This window comes from Botrimarina hoheduenensis (assembly GCF_007859815.1).
Lineage (GTDB): Bacteria > Planctomycetota > Planctomycetia > Pirellulales > Lacipirellulaceae > Botrimarina > Botrimarina hoheduenensis.
In genome coordinates, this window is sequence record NZ_SJPH01000004.1 from 184,089 (window position 1) to 198,812 (window position 14,724).

At 63.6% G+C, this 14,724-nt stretch carries 11 protein-coding genes; 7 read left to right on the plus strand and 4 right to left on the minus strand.

Going from position 1 to position 14,724, the window contains the following annotated elements:
* Window positions 1–115 precede the first annotated feature (115 nt).
* On the minus strand, window positions 116–1,936 hold the full coding sequence (locus tag Pla111_RS10800) for a DEAD/DEAH box helicase (protein WP_197524950.1): 1,821 nt from the start codon (window positions 1,934–1,936) through the stop codon (window positions 116–118).
* On the minus strand, window positions 1,923–2,384 hold the full coding sequence (locus Pla111_RS17245; RefSeq protein ID WP_197524951.1) for a hypothetical protein: 462 nt from the start codon (window positions 2,382–2,384) through the stop codon (window positions 1,923–1,925). The genes Pla111_RS10800 and Pla111_RS17245 overlap by 14 nt, the downstream gene beginning before the upstream one ends.
* Window positions 2,385–2,942: 558 nt before the next feature.
* Here Pla111_RS17245 and Pla111_RS10810 point away from each other — a divergent pair.
* From Pla111_RS10810 to Pla111_RS10840, 7 genes are all read left to right on the plus strand, one after another.
* Complete coding sequence (locus tag Pla111_RS10810) at window positions 2,943–3,413, plus strand: hypothetical protein (protein ID WP_231930952.1); 471 nt, start codon at window positions 2,943–2,945, stop codon at window positions 3,411–3,413.
* A gap of 201 nt (window positions 3,414–3,614) precedes the next feature.
* Entirely contained in the window at window positions 3,615–4,745 is a 1,131-nt protein-coding gene (locus Pla111_RS10815; protein WP_146574240.1) for a hypothetical protein, read from the plus strand.
* A gap of 141 nt (window positions 4,746–4,886) precedes the next feature.
* Window positions 4,887–6,308, plus strand: coding sequence for an aldehyde dehydrogenase family protein (locus Pla111_RS10820; RefSeq protein WP_146574242.1), 1,422 nt, complete (start codon window positions 4,887–4,889; stop codon window positions 6,306–6,308).
* Window positions 6,309–6,357: 49 nt separating this feature from the next.
* Window positions 6,358–7,530, plus strand: a complete 1,173-nt coding sequence (locus Pla111_RS10825) for an iron-containing alcohol dehydrogenase family protein (protein ID WP_146574244.1) — start codon at window positions 6,358–6,360, stop codon at window positions 7,528–7,530.
* Window positions 7,531–7,555: 25 nt separating this feature from the next.
* A complete protein-coding gene (locus tag Pla111_RS10830) occupies window positions 7,556–8,731 on the plus strand; it encodes an outer membrane protein assembly factor BamB family protein (RefSeq protein WP_197524952.1) in 1,176 nt (391 codons plus the stop codon).
* Window positions 8,732–8,828: 97 nt separating this feature from the next.
* Window positions 8,829–10,124: a coproporphyrinogen-III oxidase family protein gene (locus Pla111_RS10835; protein ID WP_146574248.1), complete on the plus strand. Its 1,296-nt coding sequence runs from the start codon at window positions 8,829–8,831 to the stop codon at window positions 10,122–10,124.
* Between the two features lie 55 nt (window positions 10,125–10,179).
* A complete protein-coding gene (locus Pla111_RS10840) occupies window positions 10,180–11,046 on the plus strand; it encodes a hypothetical protein (protein WP_146574250.1) in 867 nt (288 codons plus the stop codon).
* A gap of 13 nt (window positions 11,047–11,059) precedes the next feature.
* Here the strand turns inward: Pla111_RS10840 and Pla111_RS10845 are convergent, their stop codons facing one another.
* Together Pla111_RS10845 and Pla111_RS10850 are read right to left on the minus strand one after the other, a co-directional pair.
* On the minus strand, window positions 11,060–12,706 hold the full coding sequence (locus Pla111_RS10845) for a sulfatase family protein (RefSeq protein WP_146574252.1): 1,647 nt from the start codon (window positions 12,704–12,706) through the stop codon (window positions 11,060–11,062).
* Window positions 12,707–12,843: 137 nt separating this feature from the next.
* The gene (locus tag Pla111_RS10850) at window positions 12,844–14,424 is read right to left on the minus strand and encodes an amidophosphoribosyltransferase (RefSeq protein ID WP_146574254.1); all 1,581 of its coding nucleotides are present in this window, start codon (window positions 14,422–14,424) and stop codon (window positions 12,844–12,846) included.
* Window positions 14,425–14,724 lie beyond the last annotated feature (300 nt).

Consider the following 14,724-nt stretch of genomic DNA (forward strand, 5'->3'; position numbering starts at 1 on the left):
TTGGTGCGAACAATCTTGGCGATTGTTTCCGTGTTACCTGGCTCGCAACCCGCGCCAGCCGCAGCGCTTCTCACGCCTCCGCAATCCGCTTGATCCGCCCCCTTTGCTCAATCGCTCAGGCCGCGGCTCGTGCGGACTTCTTGCTCAGATTAAAGATCGAAAGCAGCTCGTTTCGTGAGAGCCCCGCCGAAGCGGGCGAGAGGTCGCCCGGGAAGACATTCCGAAACAGCTCGCGCTTCTCCCGCAGGATGGTGTCGATCCGCTCTTCGAGCGTTCCCTCGCACAGCAGCCGCGTCACGGTGACCGGTCCCGAAGCACCGATCCGATGGGCGCGGTTGATTGCTTGGTCTTCGACCGCCGGGTTCCACCAGCGGTCAAACAGAAACACATAGCCCGCAAACTGCAGGTTGAGCCCCACGCTGCCGGCACCGTAGGTCATCAGCAAGACGCTGCAGTCGGCCTGTTCGCGGAAGCGCACCAGCTCAGCCTCGCGGCGGGCGGTCGACATGCCGCCGTCGTAGCGAGCCGGATTGAACTCGGCGCAGCGCTCGGTGAGCCGATCGAGCGTGTTGACCCACTGGCTGAACACGATCGCCTTGCGTCCGCTGGCACGGCACTCCGCGAGCTCGGCCTCGAGCCGTTCGGCTTTGGAGCTCGATCCCGTGAGGGGGTCAAAGTTGCAGATCTGCTTGAGTCTCAGCACCAGTTCAAAGACATGGCGGATCGCGAGTTCGCGTTCTCCATCCAGGTGCTTCAGGCGGATGACGCCCTCGTCCTCAGCGCGGCGATACGTGCTGGATTGTTCGGGAGACAAGCTGATGACCTCGTCGCGGATCAGCTTGGGCGGCAGATCCTTCAGGACGCGTTCCTTGGTGCGCCGCAGCACGTCGTCGCGCGCCGCCGCGGCCACCTGCCGCGGACGCATCCCGGGGCGTAGCGTACCGGGCGAAACAAACTCAAAGATCCCCACAAGATCATCGATCGAGTTCTCGATCGGTGTGCCCGTCAGCGCCCAGCTGCGGTCGCGGTTTAATCCACAAACCGCGGCGTGAGTTGCGCCGCTGCGGTTCTTGATGCGCTGCGCCTCGTCGAGCAGCACGAGGTCAAAACGACGATCTGCACGGTGCGCGAGATCGCGATCACGGACCAGGGTTTCATAGCCCACCAGCTGAACGAGCGTGTCGTTCTGGTCCCACGCCCAGCGGCGGCGTTCGGGCGAACCCTCGATCGTCGTGACACGCAGCTCGGGGGCCCAGGTCGCAAGCTCACGGCGCCAGTTGGGGATCAACGGCTTAGGGCACACCAGCAGCACGCGTGAGGCCTCGCCCGACTTGGCGAGCAAGCGGATCGTCGTGATCGCCTGCATCGTTTTGCCGAGCCCCATTTCGTCGGCCACCACAGCGTGCCGCCGCGGGTACAAGAACGCCACGCCATCCATCTGATAATCGAACGGCTCGAACGGAAAGCGGAGCGATTCCGCCGCCAGCAGCGCTTCCAGCGGCGGTTGCAGCAGGCAGGCGAGCCGATCTTCCAGCCGAATCGCGTCGCGCGGCGGCCGAACACGCGTCCGCCGGCGTGCCGGGGACGCCGCGTCGTTCGCAACCGCTGCGGGATCGGCGCTGCGGCGTTGACGCACGGGCGGCGCACTGCGAGTTGCCAAGGGCTCAGCAAACATGACGCGGCGGACGCCTATTCGGGGCGTCTCGATCGCGAGCGAGACAACCGCCGGCTTCAGCGCGGCAGCCAGCGCGAGCGATTCGACCCGCGGTGCGCGGATCGGGGGTCTCTCCACGCCTTCGGCCAACGCTCCGCTCACGAGCGCTGCCGACGAGCGGAGCACCGTGGCGGCAAACGAGTGAACCCTCACCGGGTGTTCGGTCAACGGCACCGAAGTATCACACGACGAGGTCTCCAAGGAGGTATCAAGCAGCGTCACGATTCGTGCTCTCCACGGCCAGCCGGCGTGTTTCGGCGATCGCTTCTCGGATCCGCTCGAAGGGCTCGGCGAGATCGCCGCCAAGATAATTTTCGAGAGCATCGGGCAGCTCTTCGCGCGGGACGTTCGCGAGCAGAACCGCCTGGGTCTCCCCGCTGGAAGCTAGCGGCAAAGCAGCCGGCTCTTCGACGAGCAAAACAGCGGGCTTCCGCGAGGCCGCCCCGAGCAACGTCTGACCGATTACTTCCGCAACCAGGTAAGACCGCAGCGTTGGTCCAAACAAGATCTGTTGGGCGCGGGTGGCTCGGACCGGCTCGGTGCAGTGGAACTCGATCGGTCGGCCCCTTAAGCAGACCAAGAGATACCCCCCCACGAGGGTCCCCTCGGGCTCTTCGTGGACCAGCAAGTATCCCAAACACTCGGCGTTCGTTGGGGTTTCGTTCGTCAAGCAGCAACTCGTGGTGTAATCACAGAAAACGGGTAGCCATGCTGGTGCGGGCGCGCGGCCGACGATTCGCTCGTGGCGTCCGCGCCCCCCCTCTCAACCATCGGGCCGGCCGGCAAGGTCGCTTTAGCCCGCACGACCCCTCTGAGAGGGTGCCAGCGTCGCTATCGGCACCCTGATAGCGGATTTCGTTGGCCAAGAACGTTGCCCAGAAGCTGGAACCGGCCGCCGCGGGGCGATAGACTGAAGCCTTCGCTGTCGGGGCTAGCCGGCCCTTCGCGGCTTGGGATCGCCCCTCTAGTGAGGGGGTAATCCAGCGGCGTCCCACAGCGCCAGCACACCGGCACAGGGAGTTGTGCCACTTACCGATCGCTTGCACCAACAAACCGCCCTCGTATTTCCTATCCGCTTGAAGCGATCGCTTCGGCGGCCTCCCTTCCGCGACGGCAAGAGGCCCGAGCAACGCACTCACGCCGCACCGCCGCGTCCCACCGTCGATGATCATTCTTCTCCGCACAGCCGATAGCTCGCGGAGCGGTTCCTCGTAGGACTCTGTCTTCTATGTCACAAAAGCCGTCACTCACGCCGCTGTTCTCGCAGGTTGATGTCACCACGAGCAGCGCGCCGCATTCAACCGCGCCGGCCGGAGCCGATCAGGCAAACCTGCTGCGTGAGGTGCTCTCAGCACAAGATCGCACGAACGAACTGCTCGAAGAGATGGTTGGCTTGTTGACGGCTCAGCATCGCCAGCGCAACGCTGAGCTAAACCGTTGGCGTCGCGCGAATCCCGCACTGGCGGACAATTGCCGGCAAGCCGCCGAAGCGCTCAGCGAGGTTCAGGTCGACTTCCTCGAACGCCTGACTGAAGACGTTGTCGATAACCATCAAGAGATGGCCTACGGCGACTTCATGCTCTCCGAATTTGTTGATCGCTATGGCCCGCGGCTGGCCCATCTGAACGGCGTAATCCAGGCTCTCGCGCAGCTCGGCGGCGGTTCCGCTCCGGCTCAGGACGCCAGCGAAGAGGGCTGAGCCTCCCCGAGCTGGCAAACGGCGAACCCGACCAGCACGCCACAAATGCAGCTTCTCTGGCAACTCCAAGTGTGGTTGCCGTCTCGCTTGCTGGAGCGGGCCGTTTGCTGCTAGGCCGCGGGGGGAAGTTGTCGGTCGAGCGGTGGGCCTCTATCGTGCGTTTGTAGTTTTTGCCAACTCCGAATGCCCGCTCACTAACAAATGACCGCGTCTTCCACTTCCAGCCCCCCGCTTCCCGCCGCGATCGACCAAGCTCGAGCGGCGCTTGACGCCCACGCCGTGGAAACCGTGCAGTGGCACTTCCACGAGTCGACGGGGTGCCCGTTTTGGCTCGATAAGAAGAACGAGCTGAATTTCGATCCGCTGACCGAGATTCGCGGCTTCGACGATCTTAAGAAGTTTCCGGAGTTTCAAGACGAATGGCTCCGCGGCGGACCGGTGCGGCGATGGGTACCGCGTGGTCTGGGCGATAAGCCCGTCTATGTGTTCGAGACCGGTGGCACCACCGGCACGCCCAAGAGCCGCATCGCGTGCGAAGACTTCCGCACCGATTACTCGCTGTTCAGCGACACTCTGCCCGACAAACACTTTCCGCCGGGCAGCAATTGGTTGATGCTCGGGCCCAGTGGGCCGCGCCGTCTGCGGTTGGCGGTAGAACACTTAGCCCAACACCGCGGCGGGATCTGTTTCTGCATCGATCTGGACCCCCGCTGGGTCATCAAGTGCCTCAAGAAGGGCTGGATCGACCACGCGAACGAGTACAAAAAGCACTGCATCGATCAAGCGATCACAATCCTCACCTCGGGGCACGATGTTCGCTGCATGTTCGGTACGCCCAAGCTGATCGAAGCCCTTTGCTTGCAACTGGAAGAGCGTGGCACGAGTCTCGCCGAGGTTGGCATCACGGGTATTTTTTCGGGCGGGACCGAGTTCACACCCCAATGGACCAAGTTCTGTGTCGAAGAGCTGTTCGGCGGTCCGCCCGAAGAATCGGGCATCTACATGACGCCCACCTACGGCAACACGCTGATGGGGTTGGCGTGCAGCGAACCGGTCACCGCCGCCAACGCCTACAAGATCACCTACCACGCGCCGCAGCCCCGCGCGGTGGTCGAGGTCGTTGACTTTGACGACACGGACCGCGTTGTCGGCTACGGCGAAACGGGCCGCACGAAGCTGACAACGCTCACCAAAGAGTTCTTCGTGCCCGGATTCCTCGAACGCGACGAGGGGGAGCGCGAACCGCCGCACGCCCTCTATCCGTGGGACGGCGTCAGCGGCGTGCGACCGTTCAGCCGTTTAGAAGGGGGGACGACCGTCGGGGTGTATTAATTGCCCGGGTTCGGCAGCGCCTCGTAAAGCTTGCCGACGGCATCGGTCCTTCTTTAGCAACCTTCATCGAATCCGCCTGGCGTGCGGCCACCGCTGCCTGCCAGGCTGATACACACCGACACCACGCGGCTCCCAAGTCTTATGATCGAACTAAAATCTATCCGCTGGGGTGTGCCTTACGAGTCGCTCGATATCGATGAAGTAAACCACTTCTACACGGGCGAGCCGGTCGCACGCGTCCACACCGTCGGCGGCGGAATCATCCAGCGCGATGCCAAGAATGCCCGTAACGCCCGCCGAGCGCTGCAAGCGATTCCTCCCGCTGAGCTTGTGGATCGCTTGAAGAAAGCGGGCCAGTTGTTTGAATCGGCCACGCTCCCGGTCGGTGATACGCAGCAATCACCCGACGACTTCATCGCTCAGCAGTCGGCTACCACCGGCATGCCGGTCGCCATGTGTCGCGCGAATGTCGTCAAGAACGCCTTTGTTCTGAAGAACATCGATCGGATCCTCGAGTGCCTGACGCGTGGTCTGTCACTCGAAATCCTCGCGCGGGGCTACGGCGATGAGGGACGCGGAGTAACCGTAAGCTATCAAGCGCAATGCGACGCGCTAGGCGCGGTCCTGCCGAGCAATTCGCCCGGCGTACACACGCTGTGGCTGCCTGTGATCGCGTTGCAGATGGGGCTCGTGCTCAAGCCAGGCTCGAGCGAACCCTGGACCCCCTACCGCGTATTCGCCGCGATGGTCGAGGCGGGCATCCCCGCCGAGGCTTTCTGCCTCTACAACGGCGCTGGTGGCGACATCGGCGGGGCCATTCTTTCAAGCTGCCGGCGCTCGATGATCTTCGGCGGGCCGCAAACGGTCGCCCAGTACGCCGGCAATGAAAAGGTCCAAGTCCATGGACCGGGCTTCTCAAAAGTTTTGCTAGGCGACGACTGCGTCGATGACTGGGAGACGCACGTTGATCTGCTGGTCGATAGCGTCTATCGCAACGGCGGCCGTAGCTGCCTGAACGCCAGCAGCGTCTACGCATCGCGGCATACCAAAGAAATCGCGGAAGCGATGGCCGCCAAACTGGGGCCGATCGAGGTGCTGCCGCCCGATAATCCGGATGCCGGCCTCGCGGCGTTCACCATCGAGGGTGCCGCGCAAGCCATCTGGAAGTCGATCGAAAACGACGCCCGCGCGTCGGGTGTCACGCATATGACCGAACCTTACGGGGACCGTCTGGTCGATCGTCCGCCCGTGGCGTACCTACGCCCCGTTGTGCTGCACCACGCCTCGCACGAGAGCGAAACCCGCAACAAGGAACAGATGTTCCCGATGGTCAACGTTGTCGCGTGTCCGCAAGACAAGATGCTCACCGCAATCGGCCCAACGCTCATTTGCTCTGCCATCACGAACGACGAAGCGTTTCGCCGCGACCTCGTGAATTCGATTGATATCGATCGACTCAACCTGGGTCCGGTCCCCACGCCACAAGTCGATTGGCTCCAACCGCACGAAGGAAACCTGATCGAGTTTCTTTACCGCAGCCGAGCGCTGCAGGTGGCCGGTTGATGCGAGCAAGCACTGCGTCCGTCGCCTCACGGGGGCAGGACAAACCCCAATGACTCCGTTTGACTTCTGCTGTCCGACACGGATCGTCTTCGGCCCTGGCCGCGTGGCTGAGACCGGAGCGCTGACCGCTTCGCTGGCGGTGCGGCGCGCGCTGGTGGTGTCCGACCCCGGAATCGTGCGCGCCGGGCATACGGGTCGATGCGTTGCGCTTCTTCAAGCGGCGGGTCTCGAAGCGCACGTCTTCGACGCGGTGCAAGAGAACCCGACGACGCTCGAAGTCGAAGCCGGCGTTCGTGTGGCGCGCGACTTTACCCCCGACGTGCTTCTTGCCGTTGGCGGCGGCAGCAGCATGGACTGCTGCAAGGGGATCAATTTCTTGTACTCGTGCGGCGGGCAGATGCAGGACTACTGGGGCGTCGGCAAAGCGACCGGACCCCTGCTGCCGATGGTCGCTGTGCCGACCACCGCCGGCACCGGCAGCGAGGCGCAGTCGTTCGCCCTGATCTCCGACGCGACGACCCACGCCAAGATGGCTTGCGGCGATAAACGCGCCGCCTTTCGGCTGGCGATTCTCGACCCCGAACTTACCCTGACCCAACCCCCCCGTGTGACAGCGCTCACCGGCATCGATGCGGTCGCGCACACGATCGAAACGCTGGTCTGCAAGAAACGCAACCAGATCTCGATGGCGTTCAGCCGCGAAGCGTGGCGACTGCTCTCGCAGGGGTTGCCACGCGTGCTGGACGATCCGACGGACCTCATCGCACGGGCTTGGGTGCAACAAGGGGCTTGTCTGGCCGGCTTGGCGATCGAGAACTCGATGCTCGGTGCCGCCCACGCGCTGGCGAACCCGCTCACCGCGACTTACGGCGTGGTCCATGGCGAGGCTGTTGGGGTGATGCTGCCGCATGTCGTCGCGCACAACGCCAGTCGATCCAGGGGGGCCCAACGGGCGTACGAAGAGCTGAGCCAGGAAATCCTGCCGACCGATTGGGCCGATCCCGCGGCCGGATGCCTCGAACTGGAACGGTTCCTGTCCGACCTAGCCCGCAAGGCGAACCTGGCGAGTACGCTAGAAGCGTTGGGAGTCGAGCGTGACCGTTTGCCCGCCCTTGCCGCCGACGCCGCACGCCAGTGGACCGGCAGCTTCAATCCGGTCGAAATGAGCGAAGATGACTACCTGCGAATCTATCAAGCCGCTTACGCCGGCGACGCGTTGTAGAACGCGATTTCGACCGCCGCGCGTGATGCGGCGTGCTTGGCTGTTCGTGGTCGTTGGCATCTTCTTGCTAACGAGCGGGTCGACCGATGCCGCGGACTGGCCGTTCGCGCGCGGCGACGAGCAATCGACCGGCACAGCCCCGTTCGCGCTGCCCGATGATCCCGAAGTCGTCTGGAGCTACGCACCCGGGGGCGAGGTTTCGTTTGAAGGAGCGCCCGTAATCGCCGCTGGCATCGTGTACCTGGTTGACGCCGACGGCGGGGTCCACGCGCTAAAGCTGCGGGACGGAGCGGTTGTGTGGGCCACACAGCTTGCTGAGACGATCGTCTTGGCGGGGCCCGCCTTTGACGACAACCGCCTATTCATTGGCGATGCCGATGGTTTGGTCCGTGCCCTCTCGACGACCGATGGCAAAGAACTCTGGCAATTTGACGCCGAGGGAGAGGTTTACGCCGGCCCCTTGGTCTACCACCCCCCGACGAGCGATCCGCTGCTGTTGGTCACAACCGAACTGGGCCGGCTGTATGCGCTCAACCCGGTGACGGGCATCGAACAATGGCGCTACGAGATCAAAGACCCGCTCCGCTGCGCGCCGACGGTAGTGGCGGGGCACGCCCTGCTCGCCGGGTGCGACGGAAAACTGCACACCGTCGAACTGCAAAACGGCACGCAAGCGGGCTTCACCGAGATCGGCGGTCCGACCGGTTGCACGGCCGCCGTGCGCGACGGCGTCGCCTACTTCGGCACCGAAGCGGGCGTCTTCTATGCCATTGATGCAAACGACCCGCAAAAGCCTGCCGTCGCGTGGACTTTTTCCGATCCGCGGCGGCGGCAAGGAATCCGTACCGCGGCGGCAGTCGGAGTATCGACAACGGTCTTCGGCAATCAAGCCAAAGCCGTTTACGCTCTCGCATCGCGACAGGGTGAGCGATTGTGGGTCAAAACACTCAAGAGCCGGCTCGAAGCGGCTCCACTCATCGTCGGTGACCGGGTGCTCCTCGCAACCAGCCGCGGCAGGCTGCTGTTGCTTGACCTCGCGACGGGCGAGGAAGCGTGGCAGTACGAGGCCGGGGGCGGGTTCTTGGCCGATCCGGCCGCCGCTGACGGTCGGGTAATTGTCGCTAGCACCGACGGCGTGGTGTACTGTCTGGGCGAAGGGAACGACGAGCCCGCCTCCGCCCCGCACAACGCCGACCGCTGATTCGGTTAGGCTAGGGGGCGGATCCCGCACCCTACTGATTATCCGATCCCGCCGATCAAAGATCGCTGTGGGGCCACTACCAGCGGCAAGGACTGACATGGCAGAAGCCACCAAGACCGACGTCGGTTCGTACTTCATCAGCAACTACCCTCCCTTCTCCCAATGGTCGAAGGAAGCGGTGGAAGAGGCGCTCGCTGCGCTCGCCGCGCCGCCCCAGGGCGACGCCCCGTTGGGCCTCTACCTGCATCTGCCCTTCTGTCGCAAGCGATGCAAGTTCTGCTACTTCAAAGTCTTTACCGATAAGAACGGTAGCGAAGTGGAACGCTACCTCGCCGCGCTCTCGAAAGAGATCGAGTTGGTGAGCCGTCAGCCCCTGATGGGGGATCGGCCGTTCCGCTTTGTCTACTTCGGCGGCGGTACGCCCTCGTTCCTCTCCAGCCGACAGCTCACGCGACTGGTAGATCGGCTCCGCGAGAATATCGACTGGTCGCGCGCCGAAGAGGTTACCTTCGAGTGCGAGCCCGGCACGCTGAGCGAAGCCAAGGTCGGAACGCTCCGCGAGATCGGCGTGACACGGCTTTCGCTTGGCGTGGAGCACTTCGACGACGCCATCCTGCGCGATAACGGCCGTGCACACGAATCCATGGAGATCGATCGGGCCTGGCCCTGGATCACCGCTGCGGGGTTTGACAACGTCAACGTCGATCTGATCGCCGGAATGATGGGCGACACCACTGAGAAGTGGCGCGCGGCCGTCGAGCGTACGCTGGCCCTCGACCCGGACAGCGTCACGATCTATCAGATGGAACTCCCCTACAACACGGTGATCTCGCAAGGCGTATTGGCCGGCGAGGAATCGCCGATCGCCAGTTGGGAGCAGAAACGCGAATGGGTCTCTTGGGCGTTCGATCGGTTTCTGGAGAGCGGCTACGAACAGTCGAGCGCCTACACGGTCGTCAAACCGGGCGGTGTCTTCAGCTATCGCGACAACCTCTGGCGGGGCAGCGACCTGTTGGCCACCGGCATCGCCAGCTTCGGCCACGCCGCTGGCGTTCACTATCAGAACCTGCCCGAATGGGAGTCTTATCTCAGCAGCCTCGAAGCGGGAACACTGCCCGTGGGGCGTGCGCTGCGCATCACGCCCCACCAAGCGCTCGTGCGCGAGATGATCTTGCAGCTCAAAAAGGGCTGGCTCGACCCAAGCTACTTCCAGAGCAAATTCGGTGTCGATATCCGCACGCAATGGCAAGCTGAATGGGCCGAGCACGAAGCGAACGGTTACGTTCTCCAACGCGAAGATCGTATCGAACTCACCCGGGCTGGCCTGCTGCGTATCGATTCGCTCCTTCCCGTTTTCTTTGAAGAAGAACATCGCGGAGTCCGGTACACGTAAGATCTCCTCGGCTTGCGCGACGCGACCCCCTCCCCCCCTCCGGTGAGACTTCAACATGTGGCGCGGAGTCGGCTTTCGGAAGCGTTTGATCGCTTACGGTTGCGGAATGCTCTTCCCCTGCGTTGCCGCGCCGGCGCTCTTGGCCGAACCGGGGCGAGAGCTCTCGATGAGCCGCCCCGAGTGGCGGCTCTACCTGCCGCCAGGGGTGGGCGTGAACTCGGCAAAGCAGATCGACCTGCTCGTTCACTTCCACGGCGACCCGGCGACGGTGCGTGCGAACGTCGCCGCGGCCCGCCTCAACGCCGCGGTCGTAACCGCCAACTACAACGGCCTGTCGAGCGCCTACCGTGTTCCATTTGAAGATCCGCAACGCTTCCAAGCACTGCTCGACGATGCGCTGAACGGTTTACAAGACGACGCCGCACCCGGTCAACCTGTCGATTGGGGAACCGTTTGTGTTTCATCTTTCAGCGCTGGCTACGGAGCGGTGCGCGAGCTGCTCAAGGTGCCCGCCTACATTGAGCGGATCGACGGGATCCTTGCGGCAGACTCGCTCTACGCTTCGACCGACTCGGACGGTACGCCGGTCGACGAGCAGATGGCCGGCTATCTGGCTTACGCCCGACGGGCGGTAGCCGGCGGTAAAACGTTCCTGCTGACCCACACCGAGGTGCCGACGCCAACCTATGAAAGCACCCGCGACACGGCCGACGAGATCCTCGCGGCCTTGGGGCTCGAAGCAAGATCCGCCGACTCCGCAGGGCTTGGCCCGTTGACCTTCACACGCATCGCGAGCGCGGGCAACTTTAAGCTGTGGGGCTCACCCGGGGAAACGGGCGAAGCACACATGCAGCACCTGCGGTACATGGCCGAGTGGTTGGACGACCTCCCCCTCGCAAAGCTGCCCTGCGAAACTCCTTAAAAGCTGCCGACACCTACTCTCGGTAGGGTCGTGCAATCTTTGTGGGCTTCCATCCGATGCGGTGCGCGACGAACTCCAGCGGTGGTGCTGTTTGCCAGACGAATGGGACGGTATAGACCATCCATGAGCCGTCGGATCTGGTGCGATAGCCGAGGCTGGCCCCGGGTGTCGCGCACGTGATCTCGACCCGATGGGTCATGGGGTCGATCACCACTTGCGGCGCTGCCGTGGTGGGCTGCTCGCCCTTGGGCGGCCAGACGCGGGTCCGCAGGACCTCGATCTCGTCGGTCGCTAGCGGGTCGCCGGTCCGCTCGATCCAGGCGTCGAGTGCAACGCTAAGATCATGCTGCTTATCACGATAGGCCGGATCGCCGGCCAGATTAACGACCTCATCGGGGTCGGCCTGAGTGTCGTAGAGCTCATCGCGCGGCTTGGTTGAATCCGCCCACTGCCACTGCGCCGCCGTCAGTGCACCGGCGTCGCGCATGCGATAGATCTCGCCCATCGTCGCCGCCCGGTCGCGATACGAAAGGGGCTGGAGATACGGCCGCTCGGGCTGATAGTTGCGGACGTATTGAAAGCGTTCATCGCGGACAGCGCGGATCGTGTCGTGCGACGTATCGTCCATCCGATCGCGGTGCATAAAAACGTGCGCGGGTGCCGGCTCAGCCCGGCGGCCTGCGAAGACGCGGCCTACGAGGTACTCCGGGCGTTGGAGATTGGCCAGCGCCAACACGGTGGGAGCCAGATCAACAAAGCTCATCATCCGCTGGTTGGTTGTACCGGCGTCGGCACCATCGGGCCAACGCACAATAAGCGGTACGTGCGTCCCCGAGTCGTAGACCCAGCGCTTGTGCCGCGGCAGGCCGTCGCCGTGATCCGAAAAGAAGAAAACGAGGGTCGTCTCCGCGAGCCCTGCCTGCTCTAGTTCGTCCAGCTTCTCCCCAACCCACCGATCGAGCGCGGCAATATTGTCATAATGGCGGGCGATGTCTTCGCGCACGATTGGCGTATCGGGCAAGTAAGGTGGAACACGCACCGCGGCGCGATCGGTAACACGGGCAGACCTCCCCTTGCCATGCACACCCGATTCGTGGGTCACTTCGGCGTTGAAAACCGCAAAGAACGGCTGTCCCGCACGCCGATTGCGGTAATGCGCTTTCCGAGAAGAATCGTCCCAGGCGGTGACGGGGGCCTGAAACTGGTAGTCCTCCTTAGCGTTGTTCGTGCAGTAGTAGCCTCCTGCACGGAGATACTCGGTAAAGCAGCGCACGCCGGCCGGCGGCGTTGCCTCGTACAACGGTCGTGCGAGCGCCTTACGACGCAGCACAGGATCCGCTATCTCAGCGAGCGCCGAGCTGCGCGATCCTGTCCGCATGTACTGAGCACCGCTCTGCACGGGGTAGAGCCCCGTGATGAGCGTGTGGCGACACGGAGCGCACACACCCGTGGCGGTAAAGGCATGCGTATAACGCACCCCTTGGGTAGCCAGCCGATCGATCCGCGGCGTACGGGCAACCTCATCGCCATAGCAGCCCAGACGGGGCGAAAGGTCCTCGCAAGTAAGCCACAAGATGTTCGGTGGCGGTGCAGCGCGGAGAAAATCGGTGCCCAGCAGACCGAGCCCCAGCAGAAAGACTAACCGAAAGCGTGCCTTCATCGGGCTGACCTCTAAGGGGATCGATGAGCGTGTCGCGGGAGCCCGGCGAGGGAGGAGGAGCTTCACACGGGCTTGGTAAGTCAGCACCGCAAAGCGATGAGGCTCTCAGGGCTGGCGGCTTGCTCTTTCGTATTTGCTCAAGAAGCGCCGGCGCCTTCGTAGGTCCGCCGTTCGGGTTCGCCGCTGCGAACCTTGTCGAGCGCCACCTGATAAAGCTGCTGACCACAGGCCGTAGGATAGTCACCCGTGATGCACGCCTGGCAGAGTTCCTCCGCGGGGCGTTCGATCGCCCGGGCAATCGAGTCCACTGGCAGGAACCTTACGGAGTCGGCTCCCAACTCTTCGGCCATCCGTTTGTAGATGGTCTCGATATCGTCGCCGGTCGCGAGAAACGGCGGGGCAAAGAGTTCGCCAACGGTCGACATGTCGATACCGTAAAAGCAAGGCGCGACGATCGGCGGGCAGGCAACACGGACGTGGATCTCTTTGACACGACCCACCTCACGCAAGCGATCCAGCAGCACGCGCATGGTGGTCGAGCGGACGATCGAATCCTCGACCAGCAACACGCGTTTGCCCTCGAGCACTTCCCGCAGGGGCGTGTACTTGCCGGCCACTTTGGCCTGTCGTCCCGCACCGCCCTCGATAAACGTGCGTCCCGAGTAGCGGTTGCGCATGAGCCCCTCGACACTCGGCACGCCCAGCTTGTAGGCCATCGCGTCGGCGGCCGCCTTGCTCGTGTCGGGCACGGGGACCACAACCGTATCTTCAGCCGCCGGGTCGATCTTCAAGGGCTCAACGGCCGCCAGCTCTTCGCCGAGCCGCTTCCGCGCAAGGTACACGCTCCGGCCATCGAGCGAACTTGCGACGTTGGCAAAGTAGATCCACTCAAAGAAGCAATGCGCACGACGCGGCGACTCCGCAAACCGATCGACACGCAGTTCGCCCCCCGAGATTGTGATCGCTTCGCCCGGCTCCACAGGGCGGATGTTCTCGGGCGCGAAACCAAGATTCAATAACGCTACGCTCTCGCTCGCCGCGGCAAAGAGCGATCCCTCGACCGCGTACGAAACCGGCTTGATCCCCAGCGGGTCGCGCGCAATGAGCATCTCCCCTTGGGCGTTGACGAGCGCGATGCTGTACGCCCCATCCAACCGTTGACTCACGGACCGCATGAGTTCCAGCAGGGTCGGTCGACGATCGCCGGCCATCTGGCGGGCGATCTCGTGCATGAGGATCTCGGTGTCGGTTGCCAGGGCAACGTGGTGCTCGTCCTGGGCGAGGATCTCGGCACGCAGATCCGGATAGTTTGCCAGCTGGCCGTTGAAGCCAAAGGCGAACCACTTGCGCTTCTGGAGATGCCGGTGCTCGAAGGGCTGGGCGAAGTTGAGGTCTTCCTTACCACACGTGGCGTAGCGAACGTGTCCGATCGCCGCGGGGCCGGCGTAGCGCTGCATGAGCGCCTCGGCCTTGCCTTTGTGGTTCAGCCGGAACGCCTCGCTCACGCCCCCGAGTTCCTTGTAAGTCTCCAGCAGCAAGTCACGACCGGGACGCCAGGTGGTCATGCCCGCCGACAGTTGACCCCGATTCTGGATGTCCAGCAGCATGCGGGGCAGCAAACGCGACGCCTCCGACGGACCGTGCGGACACAGCGGGCTCGCAGGGCCTGGCAGGTGATAGACCGCGGCGATGCCGCACTCGTGGCGCGGTTTGCTCATAAGGAAGCCGTCTGGCGGCTTAACGGGGGGCCAGCAGAGAGACCGTGGCCTGCGTTCGGCCTCGGACAAGCCTACATTCTACGGCGGACACGCCTTCGTACCAACCGCCGCAATAAAACCTAAAGGGGTTCTTGCAACGCTGGCAGCGCGTCGCAAACATTTGCCACACCATTACTTGCGACCTCGACGGTAAACTGCTGTGACCAGATCCGCAAGCTTCCGAGCGCCCATACAGCGGCTGCCGGTTGGCAGAACCGCCTCGGTGCAGGGTAAGATCGGCAACCCCTACCTGACCCGTTC

What these genes read in the sequence shown, in the direction of transcription:
- Pla111_RS10810 (WP_231930952.1), top strand. Translation starts at nt 2,943, where the DNA reads ATGTCACAAAAGCCGTCACTCACGCCGCTGTTCTCGCAGGTTGATGTC.
- Pla111_RS10815 (WP_146574240.1), top strand. Translation starts at nt 3,615, where the DNA reads ATGACCGCGTCTTCCACTTCCAGCCCCCCGCTTCCCGCCGCGATCGAC.
- Pla111_RS10820 (WP_146574242.1), top strand. Translation starts at nt 4,887, where the DNA reads ATGATCGAACTAAAATCTATCCGCTGGGGTGTGCCTTACGAGTCGCTC.
- Pla111_RS10825 (WP_146574244.1), top strand. Translation starts at nt 6,358, where the DNA reads ATGACTCCGTTTGACTTCTGCTGTCCGACACGGATCGTCTTCGGCCCT.
- Pla111_RS10830 (WP_197524952.1), top strand. Translation starts at nt 7,556, where the DNA reads ATGCGGCGTGCTTGGCTGTTCGTGGTCGTTGGCATCTTCTTGCTAACG.
- Pla111_RS10835 (WP_146574248.1), top strand. Translation starts at nt 8,829, where the DNA reads ATGGCAGAAGCCACCAAGACCGACGTCGGTTCGTACTTCATCAGCAAC.
- Pla111_RS10840 (WP_146574250.1), top strand. Translation starts at nt 10,180, where the DNA reads ATGTGGCGCGGAGTCGGCTTTCGGAAGCGTTTGATCGCTTACGGTTGC.
- Pla111_RS10845 (WP_146574252.1), bottom strand. Translation starts at nt 12,706, where the DNA reads ATGAAGGCACGCTTTCGGTTAGTCTTTCTGCTGGGGCTCGGTCTGCTG.
- Pla111_RS10850 (WP_146574254.1), bottom strand. Translation starts at nt 14,424, where the DNA reads ATGAGCAAACCGCGCCACGAGTGCGGCATCGCCGCGGTCTATCACCTG.